General features: G+C 44.2%; 1 protein-coding gene. It reads left to right on the top strand.

Going from position 1 to position 391, the window contains the following annotated elements; genetic code table 11:
* Positions 1-359: D-sedoheptulose-7-phosphate isomerase (locus tag ACP45E_RS12170; RefSeq protein ID WP_141707320.1), on the top strand; the 359-nt coding region annotated here is incomplete at its 5' end.
* Between the last annotated feature and the right edge of the window lie 32 nt (positions 360-391).

Raw genomic sequence — 391 nt, forward strand, 5'->3', positions numbered from 1 at the left:
CTCTAACGGCGGACAATACAACGCTCACCGCCGTCGCTAACGACTATCACTACCAAGAAATTTTCTCTAAGCAGGTCAGAGCATTTGGTCAAGCTGGTGATATTTTGTTGGCTATTTCCACAAGTGGTAATAGCAAGAATATCATTAAAGCGATGGAAGCTGCGGTAACTCGTGACATGACTATTATTGCTTTCACCGGTAAAGACGGCGGGGAAATGGCGGGATTACTCGGAGAGCATGACGTTGAAATTCGTATTCCGTCTCACAGAACTCCTCGAATTCACGAAGTTCATATGGTGACACTTCACTGTTTATGCGATCTTATCGATCAGGTATTGTTTCCAGCTCACGAAGAGTAATTATGACTATATTTAGATCGGCAGAGCGGTTC

Origin of the sequence: Vibrio genomosp. F10 str. 9ZD137 (assembly GCF_049974785.1) — a bacterium.
Classification (GTDB): Bacteria; Pseudomonadota; Gammaproteobacteria; order Enterobacterales; family Vibrionaceae; genus Vibrio.